Raw genomic sequence first — 15,696 nt, forward strand, 5'->3', positions numbered from 1 at the left:
ATGCATGGCTATGTGATATCAAGCGATACATTGATGGCAATGTGATGCTGTCGTAAACGCGTTATGCAGGAGCGACATCACTCATCGACGTTCGACGTTCGACGTATTTCGATCGATCGGCGCAAGTGACTTCGCTCCTGCATAAAGGGTGCAGGGCTTGAATTTCAGGCTTGGGTCTTGTGATCCAGTGCCGCGTAGAAGTTGGCGCTCTGTTGCAGGTATTTCTGGGTGTAGCTCTGGGCGTGGGATTTTTTGTCGCTGATCTCAACGTTGGCGCTGGCTGGCAGAGCAACGGTGGCGGAGATGGCAGAAGCGGCGATGATGGAGAAGAGATTGAAGTTCATGGCGGTATTCCTCGGATTCAGTTGGCTTGTTTGCCCGATGGGGCCGTGGAGCAAACTTAACCTTCGAGGGTTGGCGCCTTGAAATCTTTTGTAGCATTAGCAGATATCAGCCTCATTAATACAAGGATGCAGGCCCCATCAACCGGGGCCTGCGGCCTATTGACGCACCAGAAACTTGAGGTCGCTCGGGGCATCCATCGGCAGTTTCTGTACGGTTTTACCCAACAAACCGCTCTTGGCATCGCGTTCGACCACAACAATCTGGTTGCTCTTCTGGTTGGCAATCAGCAAGAACTGGCCACTCGGGTCGAGGCTGAACTCGCGCGGGTGATCACCGTCCACCGAACGACGTTGTAGCTCCTGAAGATGGCCGGTCGCAGGATCGATGGCAAACACCAGCACCTGATTGGCGGTGCCACGGTTGCTGACGTAAAGGAACTTGCCATCGGCCGAGGCGTGCAACGCAGCGGCGGCCTTGTCGGAAACAGGCTGGCCCGCCGCCAGATCAACCATCTGGGTCTGCTCAAGTTTGCCGTTCTGGTAATCGAACACCGCGACCTGCGCGCTCATTTCCATGGTCAGCCAGGCGTGTTTGCCATCGGCGCTGAACAGCAAATGACGCGGCCCGCTGCCGGCTGGCAACTGGACCGACGCCGGTGTGGCGGCAGTCAACGGTAGCTCCGGATTGGCCTTGGGATCGAAGCGGTAGACAAAGATCTTGTCGGCGCCCAAGTCATTGGAGAACACGTACTGGCCGTCCGGCGAGGAAACCGTCGAATGCACATGCGCCGACATCTGCCGCTCGGGATTGACCCGGCTCGACGGGTGACTGCTCATCTGCACCACGGGCTGGAGCTTACCGTCGGCGCCCACGGGCAACACCGCCAACGTGCCGCCCGGGTCTTCAACCACTGAATAGTTGCTGACGAACAAATGACTGGCCTCACCGCTGAGGCTCGAATGCGTCGGCTCGTTGCCCAGGCTCTGCACCTGATTGATCAAGCTCAGTGCATGGGTCTTGGGATCGATTGAATAACTGCTGACGCGCCCGACCGGGTCTTTCTGGCCGGGGCCGTTTTCATTGACCACGAACAAACGCTGCTGATCCTTGGAAACGGTCAGCCAGGACGGGTTTTCACTGGTGACCACTTGCAGCGGCTTGGGGTTGATCTGCCCGGTGGCGCTGTCGAAGTTCAGGCGATAAATCCCCTGGCTCTGCCCCGCCGTGTAGGAACCGACCAGCAACTGATAGTCGTCGGCCGACGCGGCTTCAATGCCCATCGCGCCGATGCTGCCGGCCATCAACAGCGGCCAGAGCTTATGCATCCTCATTCCCTTCTTCCTCATCGTCACCACCGCCGAACGCGTCCATAGGCACTAGTCGATGCTCACCGGAATCGCCGGTAATGATCCAGCTCTTCAAATCAGGATCGAAAGTCGCCGCTGTGATCTGCGCAATGCTGAACTCCCAACGTTTGAGTGCTCGGCCGTCCATGCATTCGATGTGCAGGTTATCGTCTTCATCGAGGGAAAAATCGAAGGCGTGCAGCCCGTCGATTTCCAGCATGTCACAGTGTTCGAGGGCGTTGATCAAGGTGTCGGATACGGCAGTCATGGCAGTCAATCTTTGAATGGGAAAGACGCAATGATAGCTCAATGTGAGGGTGGGTCTGTGTCGCTCATACAACATGCTGGCGACACAAAATACTGTGGGAGCGAGCCTGCTCGCGAATGCGGAGTGTCAGTCGATATTGTTGTTGACTGATGCACCACTTTCGCGAGCAGGCTCGCTCCCACGGGGATTACGGTGAGCTGTTAAAGGGCGTCGCGGGAAGGTTTGCCGTCCACCAGGCGCTGGATGCGCAGGGGGTTGGCGTTCTTCAGCGGTTCCGGCAACAGGCTGTCGGGATAGTTCTGGAAACACACCGGCCGCAGGAATCGATCAATCGCCAACGTGCCGACCGACGTGCCGCGTGCATCGGAAGTTGCCGGGTACGGCCCGCCGTGGACCATCGAGTCGCAGACTTCAACGCCCGTCGGATAGCCATTAAGCAGGATCCGTCCGACCTTTTGTTCCAGCAACGCCGTCAGCTCGCCGAACTGTTCGAAGTCCGCCGGCTCACCAATGATCGTCGCCGTCAGCTGCCCGTGCAGGCCGTTCAACGCGGCACTGAGTTGCGCCTGATCCGCCACTTCGACGAACACAGTGGTCGGGCCGAACACTTCTTCCTGCAGCACTGCATCGCCATTGATCAGCAGGCTGACGTCAGCCTTGAACAACTGCGGTTGCGCCTGATTGCCTTGCTGCGGATTGCCAGCCAGATGCTCAATGCCCGGGTGAGCAAGGAGTTTTTGCAGGCCGTTGCCATAGCTGCTCAACGTCCCGGCATTGAGCATTGTTTGCGCCGCCTGATCGCCGATGAGGCCCGCGACCTGCTGCACAAACGCGGTGAATTGCGGCGAGCGAATACCGATGACCAGACCGGGATTGGTGCAGAACTGACCGCATCCCTGCACGACCGAAGCGGTCAGGTCACGGGCGACGGTGTCGGCCCGAGCAGCCAATGCCTTCGGCAACACGATCACCGGGTTGATACTCGACATCTCGGCGAACACCGGGATCGGTTGTGGACGTGCGGCAGCCATGTCGCACAGGGCGCGGCCACCCTTCAGCGAACCGGTAAAACCGACCGCCTGAATCGCCGGGTGTTTGACCAGCGCTTCGCCGACTCCGCCGCCGTAGATCATGTTGAACACGCCGGCCGGCATGCCGGTTTTTTCCGCCGCGCGAATCAGCGCATCGGCGACCAGTTCGGCGGTGGCCATGTGGCCGCCGTGAGCCTTGAACACCACCGGGCAACCGGCGGCCAGCGCCGACGCGGTGTCGCCGCCCGCCGTGGAGAACGCCAACGGAAAGTTGCTCGCACCGAACACCGCAACAGGCCCAAGACCGATGCGGTATTGGCGCAGGTCCGGTCGTGGCAGCGGTTGGCGATCCGGCATTGCCAGATCAATTCGCGCGCCGTAGAAATCGCCGCGACGCAGCACTTTGGCGAACAGACGCATCTGCCCGCTGGTGCGCCCGCGCTCGCCTTGAATACGTCCGGCCGGCAATGCCGTTTCGCGGCAGACCACCGCGACAAAGTCATCGCCCAAGGCGTCGAGTTCATCGGCAATCGCATCGAGAAATTGCGCGCGACGTTCCGCGCTCAGACTGCGATAGGCCGGGTAAGCGGCGGCGGCAGCCTTGGCGGCGGCATCGACTTCCTCAGGCGTTGCCTGGAAGAAATCATGAGGCAAGGCTTCGCCGCTGCTGGCATCAACACTTTGCATTTTGACGGTGCCAGTCGCGCTGCGCTGACCGCCGATGTAGTTGTGACCAAGAATCTGAGGCATGCGTATCTCCTTAAAGGGTGCCGACGGTGCCGGGCTCGAAAGCGGCTTCAACCGGGGCGATCCCGTTGATCAAAGGCGCGCCGAACTCGGCCTGACTGATCTCGAACACATCACCCTCCCGGGTGCGAATGCCGTCGGCAAAGGACAAGGTCGCGGTGCCGAAAAAATGAATGTGCACGTCCCCCGGACGCAAGAACTGGCTGTACTTGAAATGGTGGTACTCAAGGTTCTCGAAGCTGTGGCACATGTTGGCCTCGCCGCTGAGGAACTCGTTCTGCCACAGCACTTCACCGTCACGCAGGATGCGGCTGGTGCCAGCCAGATGTGCCGGCAATTCGCCGACCCGCAGTTCCGGGCCATAGCTGCAACTGCGCAATTTCGAATGCGCCAGGTAGAGGTAATTCTTGCGCTCCATCACATGGTCGGAGAACTCGTTGCCCACCGCGAAACCGAGGCGATACGGTTTACCGTCGTGGCCGATGACGTAGAGGCCGCTGAGTTCAGGCTCTTCACCCGCGTCTTCGGCAAAGGGTGGCAGCGGGAACGGCTGGCCCGGACGCACGACGATGCTGCCGTCGCCCTTGTAGAACCACTCCGGTTGCACACCGGCCTGCCCGGCCGCCGGTTTACCGCCCTCCACACCCCATTTGAAAATGCGCATGGTGTCGGTCATTGCCGCTTCATCGCCGGCCTGCTGGTGCATCTTGTCGCGGGCCGAAGCGCTGCCCAGATGGGTCAGGCCGGTACCGCTGACCAGCATGTGCGCCGGGTCCGGGTGATCCAGCGGAGGGAGTATCCGCAGCTGCGCCAGCAGCTCCGCGTAGTCATGGCCGATGCCCAGGCCCAGGGTTTTCACCTGCTGCTGCAGATTGACGCCCGCCTCGATTGCCGCCAGGGCCAGGTCACGGACCGTGCGCGCGTCCTGCACTTCGCGCACCAGCCCCTCCTCGACCACGCCTACCCGGCGCTCGCCGTTACTCAGTTCGAACTGCACTAAACGCATGGATTTTCTCCTGTAAACAATCTTGAAGGCGGCATTGCACCCTGTGGGAGCGAGCCTGCTCGCGATGAGGCCGTCAAATCCAAAATCATTACCGACTGACACTCCGCCTTCGCGAGCAGGCTCGCTCCCACAGAGGATTTGTGTGATCTCTCAGGTGCGAGTCGCGCCGCGAGCACTGGCCGCGAACTGGTCGGCCGCCAGCACATGCTTGCGCTCCAGTAACCGATAGACCACGCCGGTCAACACCAGCCCGAACACCATCACCCCCGACAGGAAGTACAGCCCCGACGCCAGGTTGCCGGTGTACTCCTTCAGTGCACCGATCACGAACGGGCCAATGTAGCCGCCCAAGTTGCCCACCGAGTTGATCAACGCGATCCCGGCCGCGGCACTGGCGCCGGCGAAGAAACGACCGGGCAAGGTCCAGAACACTGCGGTGCAGGAAAACAGCGCAAACGCCACCAGGCACAACGCCGCAAGTTGCAGCACCGGCACCGTCAGCCAGGCGCTGAGGAACAGCCCGATGGCGCCCAGCACGTAAAGCACGGCGAGGTGACCGTAACGATCATTCAGGCGGTCGGAACTGCGCGGAATGATCAGCAGCCCGATGATCCCGAAGATGTAGGGCACCGATGACACGAAACCGGTCACCAGGTCCGTACCACCAAACTGTTTGATCAAGGTCGGCAGCCACAGGCCCAGGCCATAAATGCTCAAGGTCACCGGCAGATAAAACAGTGCCAGCAGCAACACGCGCTTGTCTTTCAGGGCATGCAGCGGATTGCCATGACGGGTCTGGCCGTAGGCCTCCAGGTCCTTTTTCAGCTCGCCGGTCAGCCAGTCTTTCTCGGCCTGATCCATCCATTTCACTTGCTGGGGCCCGTCAGGCAGGTAACGCAGTACCGGCCAGGTCAGCAGGATCGCCGGGGTGCCGATGACGATGAACAGCCACTGCCACCCGTGCAGACCAAGGACGCCGTCCATGCCAAGCAAACCGCCGGACACCGGGCCGGTGATCATCATCGCGATGGGCTGGGAAAGAATGAACAGGCCAAGGATCTTGCCGCGATGACGAACCGGGAACCATTGGGTGATGTAGTAGAGAACGCCCGGGAAGAACCCGGCTTCGGCCGCGCCGAGCAGAAAGCGCATGACATAGAAGCTGTGCGGCCCTTGGACGAACGCCATGCCGATGGTGATGGCGCCCCAGGTGACCATGATTCGAGCGAACCAGCGTCGGGCACCGAAGCGGTCGAGCATCAGGTTGCTGGGGATTTCCAGCAGGAAGTAGCCAATGAAGAACAACCCTGCACCGAGGCCATAGGCTGCGTCACCCAGGCCAATGTCGGCGCCCATGTGCAGCTTGGCGAAACCTACGGCGGAGCGATCCACATAGGCGATCAGGTACAGCAGGATCAGGAAGGGAATCAGTTTCAGCGTAATGCGACGAATAAGCCGCAGTTCCTGGCTCATGAGATCGGTCTCCGATTGTTGTTGTTATAGAACCTCGGGGGACGCCTCTCGCTGAAAACCGCCAGGGCAATCCCTCCGTTGAAAGCGACTATATAGTATTACTAATTAACCAACAACACTTCCAAACCGGCGAAATTGCGCTTATGTTACGCCTTAGCTCGAACAATATAGTCATACAATAAGAGAATCGATCATGTCCGATAAAAAACCCAACCTGCGCTCCGCCCAATGGTTTGGCACCGCTGACAAGAACGGCTTCATGTACCGCAGCTGGATGAAAAATCAGGGCATCGCCGACCACCAGTTCCACGGCAAGCCGATCATCGGCATCTGCAACACCTGGTCGGAACTGACCCCGTGCAACGCGCATTTCCGCCAGATCGCGGAGCATGTCAAACGCGGGGTGATCGAGGCCGGTGGTTTTCCGGTGGAATTCCCGGTGTTCTCCAATGGCGAATCGAACCTGCGCCCTACCGCCATGCTCACCCGCAACCTGGCAAGCATGGACGTTGAAGAAGCGATCCGTGGCAACCCGATTGATGGCGTGGTCCTGCTGACCGGTTGCGACAAAACCACCCCGGCGCTGCTGATGGGCGCGGCCAGTTGCGACGTGCCGGCCATCGTCGTTACCGGCGGGCCGATGCTCAACGGCAAGCACAAAGGCCAGGACATTGGCTCCGGCACCGTGGTCTGGCAGCTCAGCGAGCAAGTCAAAGCCGGCACCATCACGATTGACGATTTCCTCGCGGCCGAGGGCGGCATGTCCCGTTCGGCCGGCACCTGCAACACCATGGGCACGGCGTCGACCATGGCCTGCATGGCCGAAGCACTGGGCACGTCCCTGCCCCACAACGCGGCGATTCCCGCGGTGGATGCGCGGCGTTATGTGTTGGCGCACATGTCCGGCATGCGCGCGGTGGAGATGGTCCGTGAAGATCTGCGGCTGTCGAAGATCCTGACCAAGGAAGCCTTCGAAAACGCCATCCGCGTGAACGCCGCCATCGGTGGCTCGACCAACGCCGTGATCCACTTGAAAGCCATCGCCGGTCGTATCGGCGTCGAGCTGGACCTGGATGACTGGACCCGCATCGGTCGCGGCATGCCGACCATCGTCGACCTGCAACCGTCCGGGCGCTTCCTGATGGAAGAGTTCTACTACGCCGGCGGCCTGCCAGCGGTATTGCGTCGCCTCGGTGAAGCCAACCTGATCCCCAACCCGAACGCCTTGACCGTCAACGGCAAAACCCTGGGCGAGAACACCAAGGACGCGCCGATCTATGGCCAGGACGAAGTGATCCGCACCCTCGACAACCCGATCCGCGCCGACGGCGGCATTTGCGTATTGCGCGGTAACCTCGCGCCCCTCGGTGCAGTGCTCAAGCCATCCGCGGCCAGTGCCGAATTGATGCAGCATCGCGGGCGTGCGGTGGTGTTCGAGAATTTCGACATGTACAAGGCGCGGATCAACGATCCGGACCTTGACGTCGATGCCAACTCGATTCTGGTGATGAAGAACTGCGGGCCGAAGGGTTATCCGGGCATGGCCGAAGTCGGCAACATGGGCTTGCCGGCCAAGCTGCTGGCCCAGGGCGTGACGGACATGGTGCGCATTTCCGACGCACGCATGAGCGGCACGGCGTATGGCACCGTGGTTTTGCACGTGGCCCCGGAAGCAGCGGCCGGCGGACCTCTGGCGACGGTGAAGGAAGGCGACTGGATCGAACTGGATTGCGCCAACGGGCGTTTGCACCTGGACATCCCGGATGCTGAACTGGCGGCGCGCATGGCGGATCTGCAACCGCCGCAAAATCTGATCGTGGGCGGTTATCGTCAGCTGTACATCGACCATGTGCTGCAAGCGGATCAGGGCTGCGATTTCGACTTCCTGGTTGGCTGCCGCGGTTCCGAAGTCCCGCGCCACTCTCACTGATCACATCAATCCCCCTGTAGGAGCGAGCCTGCTCGCGATAGCGGTCGAACATTCAACATTGATGTTGACTGAGCGACCGCTATCGCGTGCAGGCTCACTCCCACATTGGCTCTTCATCTGATTCAGGACCGGGTCCGCGCCTGCTATCATGCGCGGCATCTCCATCGCACAGGATCGCGCCGTTCCCCATGGATTACCGCAAACCCTCCGACCGCAAAAGCATGCACTCGCGCATCGTCCAGGAATTGGGCATGCAGATCGTTTCCGGGCGCTTCAAACCGTGCGACAAACTGCCCGCCGAAGCCCTGCTGTGCGAGGAGTACGCGGTCAGCCGCCCGGTGCTGCGCGAAGCCACCCGCGTGCTGGTTGCCAAAGGCCTGGTGTATTCCCGTCCGCGGGTCGGCACCGTGGTCAAGCAGCGCAAGGAATGGCACATGCTCGATCCGGATGTGCTGCACTGGCTGATGCAAAGCAGCCCGCAGAATGAATTTTTCGAGTTGCTGACCAGCGTGCGCAGCATCATCGAACCCGCTGCCGCCGCCCTCGCCGCGCAGTTCGCGACCGACGCAGACATCGCCTCCATCGGTGAAGCCTACCAGCGCATGGAAGCCGCACCGACGCCGGAAGCGCTGTTGCAGCCGGACCTGGATTTTCACAGCCGCATCGCCGATGCGACCCACAACGATCTGCTGGCCAACCTGTGCAACATGCTGTCGGTGGCGATTGCTGAAGCGCTGAAACATTCCAACCAGCGGCCGAACCTGCATGAACTGGCGCTGCCCCGACACAAGGCGATCCTGACGGCGATCGAGAACCGCGATGCGCTGGGTGCGCGGCATGCGACCCTCGTTCAGCTCGACGATGCGCGCAGTGCGCTGAACGTCGTGCTCGGCACTGATCCCTCATAACCAACGCGGTCCTTTTTAGGAGCCAGCAAGCCGGCTCCTGCAAAGGGTTGTGTTAATCCCAAGATGAAAAAAAGCCGCAACCCAGGTTGCGGCTTTTCTATTTCAGCCAGGGATCAGTGAGCGAACAACGAATTGCCCTTCTGCCCCGCCAGTTTCTCCGGTTTGATCAGGAAGCGAGCCAGCGCCGGCAGCAGCCAAAGCGCGCCGAACATGTTCCAGAGCAGCATGAAGGTCAGCATCAGGCCCATGTCGGCCTGAAACTTGATGGCCGAGAAGATCCAGGTGCACACACCGATCGCCAGGCACAGGCCGGTGAACAGCACGGCTTTACCAGTGGACTTGAGCGTCTGGTAGTAGGCTTCTTGCAACGGCAGGCCTGCACGCAGGAAGCTTTCCAGGCGGCTATAGATGTAGATGCCGTAGTCCACGCCAATCCCCACCCCCAGCGCAACGACCGGCAGGGTCGCGACTTTCACGCCGATGCCCATGAAGGCCATCAGGGCGTTGCCGAGTACCGAGGTCAGCACAAGCGGCAGCACGATGCACAAGGTCGCCGCCCAGGAACGGAAGGTGATCATGCACATGGTCGCGACGCAGATGTAAACGAGGATCAGGATGGTCAGCTCGGATTCCTTGATCACCTCGTTGGTCGCCGCCTCGATACCGGCGTTACCCGCCGCGAGGATGAACTCCAGGCCGTCCTTGTTGTTTTCCTTGGCGAAGTCCTGCACCGCATGCACGGCGCGATCCAGGGTGGCGGCCTTGTGGTCGTTGAGGAACACCAGCACCGGCGCCAGGGAACAACTGTTGTTGTACAAGCCATCGGCACGGGCAATGGAGTTGTTCAGTACGTCCGGGTTACGCGACAGGGTTTCCCATTTCAGGTTGCCCTCGTTCATGCCCTTGATCATCTGCTTGGACACGGTCACCAGGGAGATCGCCGACTGCACGCCCTCGGTGTTCTGCATCTTCCACATCAGTTCGTCGATCGGCGCCATGGCTTCGTAGCGCGAGCAACCTTCGGACTTGGTCTTGACCATCACCACCAATACGTCGGAGCTGGTCGAGTAGTTGCTGATGATGAAGTTGTTGTCCTTGTTGTAACGCGAGTCCGGCCGCAGTTCCGGGGCACCCTGGTCGAGGTCGCCGATTTTCAGGTTCTGGCTGTACCAGAGGCCACCGCCGAAGGCCAGCAAGGCCAGGACGATCGACACCGGTGCGACTTTCGGGCTGGCAAAGCTCGACAGCAGGCGCCAGAACGGGTGTTCGCGGTGCGCGTCTTTCTTGCTGCGTTCGACAGCGCGCTTGCTGATGCCGACGTAGGAGATGGCGACCGGCAGCAGGATCAGGTTGGTGAACACGATCACCGCGACACCGATGGAGGCACCGATGGCCAGTTCACGAATCACACCGATGTCGATGATCAACAGCGTGATAAAGCCCACCGCGTCCGCAAGGATCGCGATCATCCCTGGCAGGAACAACTGGCGGAACGTGCGGCGTGCGGCGGTCAAGGCGTTGTCGGCTTCGCTGGACTGCAAGGCGATCCCGTTGATCTTCTGTACGCCGTGGGAAATACCGATGGCGAAGATCAGGAACGGCACCAGCATCGAATACGGATCAAGCCCGAAACCGAAGAAGTGCATCAACCCCAACTGCCAGACCACCGCCACCAGCGTCGTACTCAACACCGCCACGGTGCTGCGCATGCAGTTGGTGAACCAGTACAGCAGGATCAGGGTGATGACGAAGGCGACGCCGAAGAACATCACCACCATGACCAGGCCATCGATCAGGTCGCCGACTTTCTTGGCGAAACCGACGATGTGGATCTGCACGTTAGGGTTCTGCGCTTCAAACTTGTCGCGGATCTTTTCTTCCAACTCGTGGGAGAACTTGCGGTAGTCCAGCGCCAGCAACTTGCCCTGATCCTGCGGGTCCGGGTAGGACTCCAGCAGCGGGATGTCGACGATGCTCGACTTGAAGTCGTTGGCCACCAGGCGCCCGACCTGACCGGACTTGAGCACGTTGTTGCGAAGCAGGTCGAGGCTTTGCTGGGAGCCGTTATAGCTCTGCGGGATCACTTCGCCACCGGCAAAGCCCTCCTCCGTCACCTCGGTCCAGCGCACGCTCGGGCTCCACAGCGACTTGAGGCCGGAACGGTCGACGCCGGAAATGTAGAACACTTCGTCGTTGATCTGACGCAGGGTCTCCATGTATTCCTTGGAGAATATGTCACCGTCGGTGGCTTCCACGGAAATGCGCACCGTGTTGCCCAGGTTCGCCAGATCGTTGCGGTGCTCCATCATCTTTTGAATGAAGGGATGATCCAGGGGGATCATTTTTTCGAAACTGGTGGACGGCCGGATCAGCGTCGCCTGCCAGAACAGGAAGATGCTGACCAGCAGGCAGATGACGATCACTGCCGGGCGGTTGTTGAAAATCAGGCGTTCCAGAAACGTCGCCTTGTCTTGGTGATGACTGCTCAAGGATGTCATAGACCCGCCTTCTTATTATTTGCCCGGCTCATTTGGACGACCCGTTTTTGCCATTCTCTGCGCCGGTTGGCGTGGTGACGCGAACGCCACCCTGTCCTGCCAGAATCAGATTGCCGTTGCCTGCTGCGGTCACCGCCGAAACGGAAATGCGATCCGGGCGGTTGAACACGCTGAAGGTTTCACCGTTATCGTTGCTGCGGATCACCGAGCCGCCGTTGCCGACGATGACAATGGAGCCGTCGTCGAGCAGCGTTGCGCCGGACAGACCGAACTCCAGCGCACCGCGAGCAGCCTTGAGTTCGACCGGTTCCCAGGTCGTGCCGAAATCGGTCGAGCGGAACAGATTGCCCCGCAATCCGTAGGCCAGCAGTGTGTTGGCCTGAGCGGTGCCGATCACGCCGAACAGCGAACCTTCGTATGGTCCTTCAAGCTTCTCCCAGGTCTGGCCCCAGTCGGCGGAGCGGAACATGCTGCCCTGCTCCCCGACGATGAACAGCCCGGCATCCTTGACCGCCGCAATGCCGTTGAGGTGGTACTGGTCTTCGTTGTCGAGGCGATCACTGGCATCTTCCCAGTGCTTGCCACCGTCGGTGGTGGCCAGCAACGCACCGTAGGCGCCCACGGCAAAGCCGCTGTTGACGTCCTGGAACCAGACGTCGAGCAGCGGCGATTCGCGTTTCAAATCTTCGAATTGCTTGGTCCAGGTGGCGCCACCGTCCTCGCTGGCGAGGATCTGAGCGTCATGGCCGACGGCCCAGCCGTGTTGGTCATCGGCGAAAAACACCGACGTCAATAATTGCCGGGTCGGCACTTTGGCCTGGGTCCAGGTTGCACCCTGGTCATCGGAATACAGAATATGCCCGCGATCACCCACAGCCACCAGGCGCTTGCCGACGTGCACGACGTCGAGCATCAGGCTCTTGCTGGCTTTGGCAGATTCAACGGCGTAAACAGTGTCGGACGCTGGCGCCGCAGCGGCCACCGCAGGTGCCGACAGCACGGCACAACCCAACAGCGAGAGCGCTGTGGCCAGCAACGCGAACTTGCGTAATGCCGGCGGGCGGCAGATACCCACACCCATGACAGGCTCACTCATAGACCTTCCCCCATTATTATTGTTAGGTCGTTCAACCTTTCAGGGCGCCGTAAGGGGTGCTCATCGGGATTGCCTGTTCTGGAGCATAGTCCTGAAATGCGCAATCTAGAGCCCCTTCGGAAGCTGGCTTATCCTATCGGGGTTTGGAAAGGTCTGACAATCGACGCCACGTTATGTTTTGTTAACTGGAGCGATAGCGGGTGCGGATGAATGGGGAGGCATTCGGAGGGGTGATGTTAAGCAAGATCGTGAAGATCGTTCCCACTCTGCGTGGGAAAGCCGCGATGGACGCTCTGCGTCCGCTGTAGAGGCTGTGCGCGGAGCTTCACGGGATGCATTCCCACGCAGAGCGTGGGAATGATCAGGTACTCCGCGGAACAGGGATCAAGCCAGGCTTTTGCTGACCACTTCAAACACATCGCTGGACAGCTGACCCGAAGCACGAATCCGCTCCAGCTCGCCTTTCATCAACGCCTGACGGGCGTCGTCGTATTTGCGCCAGCGAGTCAGCGGCGCCAACTGGCGGGAAGCGATCTGCGGGTTGAAGCCATTCAACTCGATCACCAGATCCGCCAGGAAGCGATACCCGGAACCGTCCGCCGCATGGAAGTTGATCAGGTTCTGCCCGGCAAACGCACCGACCAGCGCCCGCACCTTGTTCGGGTTCTTGATGTTGAACGCCGGGTGCTCCATCAACTGACAAACGCGCTCCAGACCACCGGGCAACGTGCTGCCCGCCTGGACACTGAACCACTGATCCATGACCAGCGGATTGTCCTTGAAGTGCTCGGCAAAACTCGCCAGCGCCAAGGCCTTCTGCTCTTCAAACGGCGAATTGACCAACACCGCCAGCGCGGTCAGGCGTTCGGTCATGTTGTCGCTGGTCTCGAATTGTTCCAGCGTCGCCGCCAACACTTCCGGCTTGCCGCTGAGCATCAGGTACGACAGCGCGATGTTCTGCAAGGCACGACGGGCGAAATGCTCGGCCTCGGCCACATACGGGGTTTTCTTCGACAGATCGCGGTTGGCCTGATAACGCAACCACAGCGCCTCGAACAAACCTTCAGCCAATTGCTTGCGGGCAAACTCGCGAGCGATATGGATGGCGTCGACGTCAGCCACGTCGCTGATTTCGGTCAGATACGCCTCACCCGGCAGCGAGAGCATTTCCGCAACCATCGCCTGGTCCAGCGTCTCGTCGGACAGCACGGTGCGCAGAGCAGAAACCAGACGTTGATCCAGCACCAGTGCTTCGCCCTTCTGCTGCTGAGTGATCAGCTCTTGCAGCACCTGAACCGACAATTGCTGACCGGCATCCCAGCGGTTGAAACCGTCGCTGTCGTGCTGCATCAGGAACATCAGTTGATCGCGGTTGTACGGGAAGCTCAGTTTCACCGGCGCCGAGAAGCCGCGCAGTAATGAAGGCAGCGGCTGTTCAGCGATGTCGACGAAGGTGAAGGTCTGCTCCGCTTCGGTCACCGAAATCACCCGCGAAGCGCCTTGGGTGCGGTCTTCACCGGAAAGACGCAATGCAATGGCCGCCCCTTTCGAGTCAAGCAGGCCCAATTCCACAGGAATCACGAACGGCAGTTTTTCCACCTTGTCCGGGGTCGCCGGGTAGCTTTGGCGGAAAGTCAGGCTGTAGGTTTTCGCGGCGGCGTCGTAGGACTCGCTCACCGCCAGACGCGGGGTACCGGCCTGGCTGTACCAGCGCTTGAACTGGGTCAGGTCGACACCGTTGGCATCTTCCATGGCTTTGATGAAGTCGTCGCAGGTCACGGCCTGGCCGTCATGGCGTTCGAAATACAGGTCGCTGCCTTTGCGGAAGCCTTCGGCGCCGAGCAAGGTGTGGATCATGCCGACCACTTCCGAACCCTTTTCGTAAACGGTCAGGGTATAGAAATTGGAAATCTCGATGAAGCTGTCCGGGCGCACGGCGTGAGCCATGGGACCTGCGTCTTCAGCAAACTGGTGAGTACGCAGGTAAGCCACGTCCTGGATGCGTTTCACGGTGGCCGAGTTCATGTCGGCGGAGAAGCCCGAATCACGGAACACGGTGAAGCCTTCCTTGAGCGACAACTGGAACCAGTCGCGGCAGGTCACGCGGTTGCCCGACCAGTTGTGGAAGTATTCGTGCGCGACGATCGCTTCGACACGCTGGTGCGCGGCATCGGTGGCGGTTTCGGCGCGGGCCAGTACGGCGCTGGAGTTGAAGATGTTGAGGCCCTTGTTCTCCATGGCGCCCATGTTGAAGTCGTTGACCGCGACGATCATGAAGATGTCCAGATCGTACTCGCGACCGTAGACCTCTTCGTCCCAGCGCATCGACTTCTTGAGGCTGTTCATCGCGTGCTGGCACTTGTCGATGTTTTCCGGCTCGACATAAATGCGCAGCGCCACCGAGCGTTCGCTCATGGTGGTGAAGCTGTCTTCGACGCACCACAAGTCACCGGCCACCAGTGCGAACAGGTACGCCGGTTTCTTGAACGGGTCTTCCCAGGTCGCCCAGTGCCGGCCGTCTTCGCCGGGACCGGAGGCAATCGGATTGCCGTTGGACAGCAATACCGGATAGCTATGCTGCTCGGCAATGACCGTGGTGGTGAACGTGCTCATCACGTCCGGGCGGTCGAGGTAATAGGTGATCTTGCGGAAGCCTTCGGCCTCGCACTGGGTGCAGAACATCGTGCCGGATTTGTACAAACCTTCCAGGGCGGTGTTGGTTTCCGGGTGGATCTTGACGCTGGTATCGACCGTGAAGGTGGTGCTGGTCGGGTGCAGGGTCAGGTGGTTTTCCGTCAGCTGATAATCAGCGTCGCTCAGCTCGCGGTCAGCCACGGTGACCGACAGCAGCTCGAGTTGCTGGCCGTCCAGCACCAGCGGCGGCAGGCCCGGGCCGCGCTCGGGATTGCGGCGCATCACCAGTTGCGCATGGACCAGGCTGTGGTCCTCGAACAACTCGAAGGTCAGGTGCGTCTCGTCGATCAGGTACTCGGGCGCCTGATAGTCTTTCAAATAGATCATCTTCGGTTGTTCGGTGCGCATGCTGGA

General features: G+C 60.3%; 11 protein-coding genes. 2 read left to right on the top strand and 9 right to left on the bottom strand.

Annotated features, from left to right (window positions below; translation table 11 throughout):
- Positions 1-164: 164 nt before the first annotated feature.
- The 6 genes from BLU63_RS28870 to BLU63_RS28895 all read right to left on the bottom strand — a co-directional run bounded on the left by BLU63_RS28870 (position 165) and on the right by BLU63_RS28895 (position 6,216).
- Positions 165-344 (bottom strand): hypothetical protein, encoded by a 180-nt coding sequence (locus BLU63_RS28870; protein ID WP_010459844.1) that lies wholly within the window; start codon positions 342-344, stop codon positions 165-167.
- 156 nt (positions 345-500) lie between these two features.
- Positions 501-1,676, bottom strand: coding sequence for a lactonase family protein (locus tag BLU63_RS28875; RefSeq protein WP_083376874.1), 1,176 nt, complete (start codon positions 1,674-1,676; stop codon positions 501-503).
- Entirely contained in the window at positions 1,663-1,959 is a 297-nt protein-coding gene (locus tag BLU63_RS28880; protein ID WP_083376875.1) for a DUF5629 family protein, read from the bottom strand. The genes BLU63_RS28875 and BLU63_RS28880 overlap by 14 nt, the downstream gene beginning before the upstream one ends.
- A gap of 200 nt (positions 1,960-2,159) precedes the next feature.
- Entirely contained in the window at positions 2,160-3,740 is a 1,581-nt protein-coding gene (locus BLU63_RS28885) for an aldehyde dehydrogenase (NADP(+)) (protein WP_083376876.1), read from the bottom strand.
- A gap of 10 nt (positions 3,741-3,750) precedes the next feature.
- Positions 3,751-4,743 carry an AraD1 family protein gene (gene araD1, locus BLU63_RS28890; protein WP_010459837.1) on the bottom strand — a complete coding sequence of 331 codons (993 nt, stop codon included), beginning with the start codon at positions 4,741-4,743 and terminating at the stop codon, positions 3,751-3,753.
- Positions 4,744-4,893: 150 nt separating this feature from the next.
- The gene (locus BLU63_RS28895; RefSeq protein WP_083376877.1) at positions 4,894-6,216 is read right to left on the bottom strand and encodes an MFS transporter; all 1,323 of its coding nucleotides are present in this window, start codon (positions 6,214-6,216) and stop codon (positions 4,894-4,896) included.
- 193 nt (positions 6,217-6,409) lie between these two features.
- Between BLU63_RS28895 and BLU63_RS28900 the strand changes: the two genes are divergently transcribed.
- The gene (locus BLU63_RS28900) at positions 6,410-8,146 is read left to right on the top strand and encodes an IlvD/Edd family dehydratase (protein WP_010459835.1); all 1,737 of its coding nucleotides are present in this window, start codon (positions 6,410-6,412) and stop codon (positions 8,144-8,146) included.
- A 188-nt stretch (positions 8,147-8,334) separates the two neighbouring features.
- Positions 8,335-9,054 carry a FadR/GntR family transcriptional regulator gene (locus BLU63_RS28905; protein WP_010459832.1) on the top strand — a complete coding sequence of 240 codons (720 nt, stop codon included), beginning with the start codon at positions 8,335-8,337 and terminating at the stop codon, positions 9,052-9,054.
- Between the two features lie 113 nt (positions 9,055-9,167).
- On the opposite strand, the gene BLU63_RS28910 is transcribed toward BLU63_RS28905, so the two are convergent.
- The 3 genes from BLU63_RS28910 to pepN form a co-directional block, all read right to left on the bottom strand.
- Positions 9,168-11,552 carry an efflux RND transporter permease subunit gene (locus BLU63_RS28910; RefSeq protein WP_042932105.1) on the bottom strand — a complete coding sequence of 795 codons (2,385 nt, stop codon included), beginning with the start codon at positions 11,550-11,552 and terminating at the stop codon, positions 9,168-9,170.
- 28 nt (positions 11,553-11,580) lie between these two features.
- A complete protein-coding gene (locus tag BLU63_RS28915; RefSeq protein ID WP_083376878.1) occupies positions 11,581-12,648 on the bottom strand; it encodes a WD40/YVTN/BNR-like repeat-containing protein in 1,068 nt (355 codons plus the stop codon).
- 384 nt (positions 12,649-13,032) lie between these two features.
- Positions 13,033-15,690, bottom strand: a complete 2,658-nt coding sequence (gene pepN / locus BLU63_RS28920; RefSeq protein WP_083376879.1) for an aminopeptidase N — start codon at positions 15,688-15,690, stop codon at positions 13,033-13,035.
- Positions 15,691-15,696: the final 6 nt, after the last annotated feature.

Origin of the sequence: Pseudomonas mandelii (assembly GCF_900106065.1) — a bacterium.
Lineage (GTDB): Bacteria > Pseudomonadota > Gammaproteobacteria > Pseudomonadales > Pseudomonadaceae > Aquipseudomonas > Aquipseudomonas mandelii.

What these genes read in the sequence shown, in the direction of transcription:
- araD1 (WP_010459837.1), bottom strand. Translation starts at nt 4,743, where the DNA reads ATGCGTTTAGTGCAGTTCGAACTGAGTAACGGCGAGCGCCGGGTAGGC.
- BLU63_RS28875 (WP_083376874.1), bottom strand. Translation starts at nt 1,676, where the DNA reads ATGAGGATGCATAAGCTCTGGCCGCTGTTGATGGCCGGCAGCATCGGC.
- BLU63_RS28895 (WP_083376877.1), bottom strand. Translation starts at nt 6,216, where the DNA reads ATGAGCCAGGAACTGCGGCTTATTCGTCGCATTACGCTGAAACTGATT.
- BLU63_RS28885 (WP_083376876.1), bottom strand. Translation starts at nt 3,740, where the DNA reads ATGCCTCAGATTCTTGGTCACAACTACATCGGCGGTCAGCGCAGCGCG.
- BLU63_RS28905 (WP_010459832.1), top strand. Translation starts at nt 8,335, where the DNA reads ATGGATTACCGCAAACCCTCCGACCGCAAAAGCATGCACTCGCGCATC.
- BLU63_RS28880 (WP_083376875.1), bottom strand. Translation starts at nt 1,959, where the DNA reads ATGACTGCCGTATCCGACACCTTGATCAACGCCCTCGAACACTGTGAC.
- BLU63_RS28900 (WP_010459835.1), top strand. Translation starts at nt 6,410, where the DNA reads ATGTCCGATAAAAAACCCAACCTGCGCTCCGCCCAATGGTTTGGCACC.
- BLU63_RS28910 (WP_042932105.1), bottom strand. Translation starts at nt 11,552, where the DNA reads ATGACATCCTTGAGCAGTCATCACCAAGACAAGGCGACGTTTCTGGAA.
- BLU63_RS28870 (WP_010459844.1), bottom strand. Translation starts at nt 344, where the DNA reads ATGAACTTCAATCTCTTCTCCATCATCGCCGCTTCTGCCATCTCCGCC.
- BLU63_RS28915 (WP_083376878.1), bottom strand. Translation starts at nt 12,648, where the DNA reads ATGAGTGAGCCTGTCATGGGTGTGGGTATCTGCCGCCCGCCGGCATTA.
- pepN (WP_083376879.1), bottom strand. Translation starts at nt 15,690, where the DNA reads ATGCGCACCGAACAACCGAAGATGATCTATTTGAAAGACTATCAGGCG.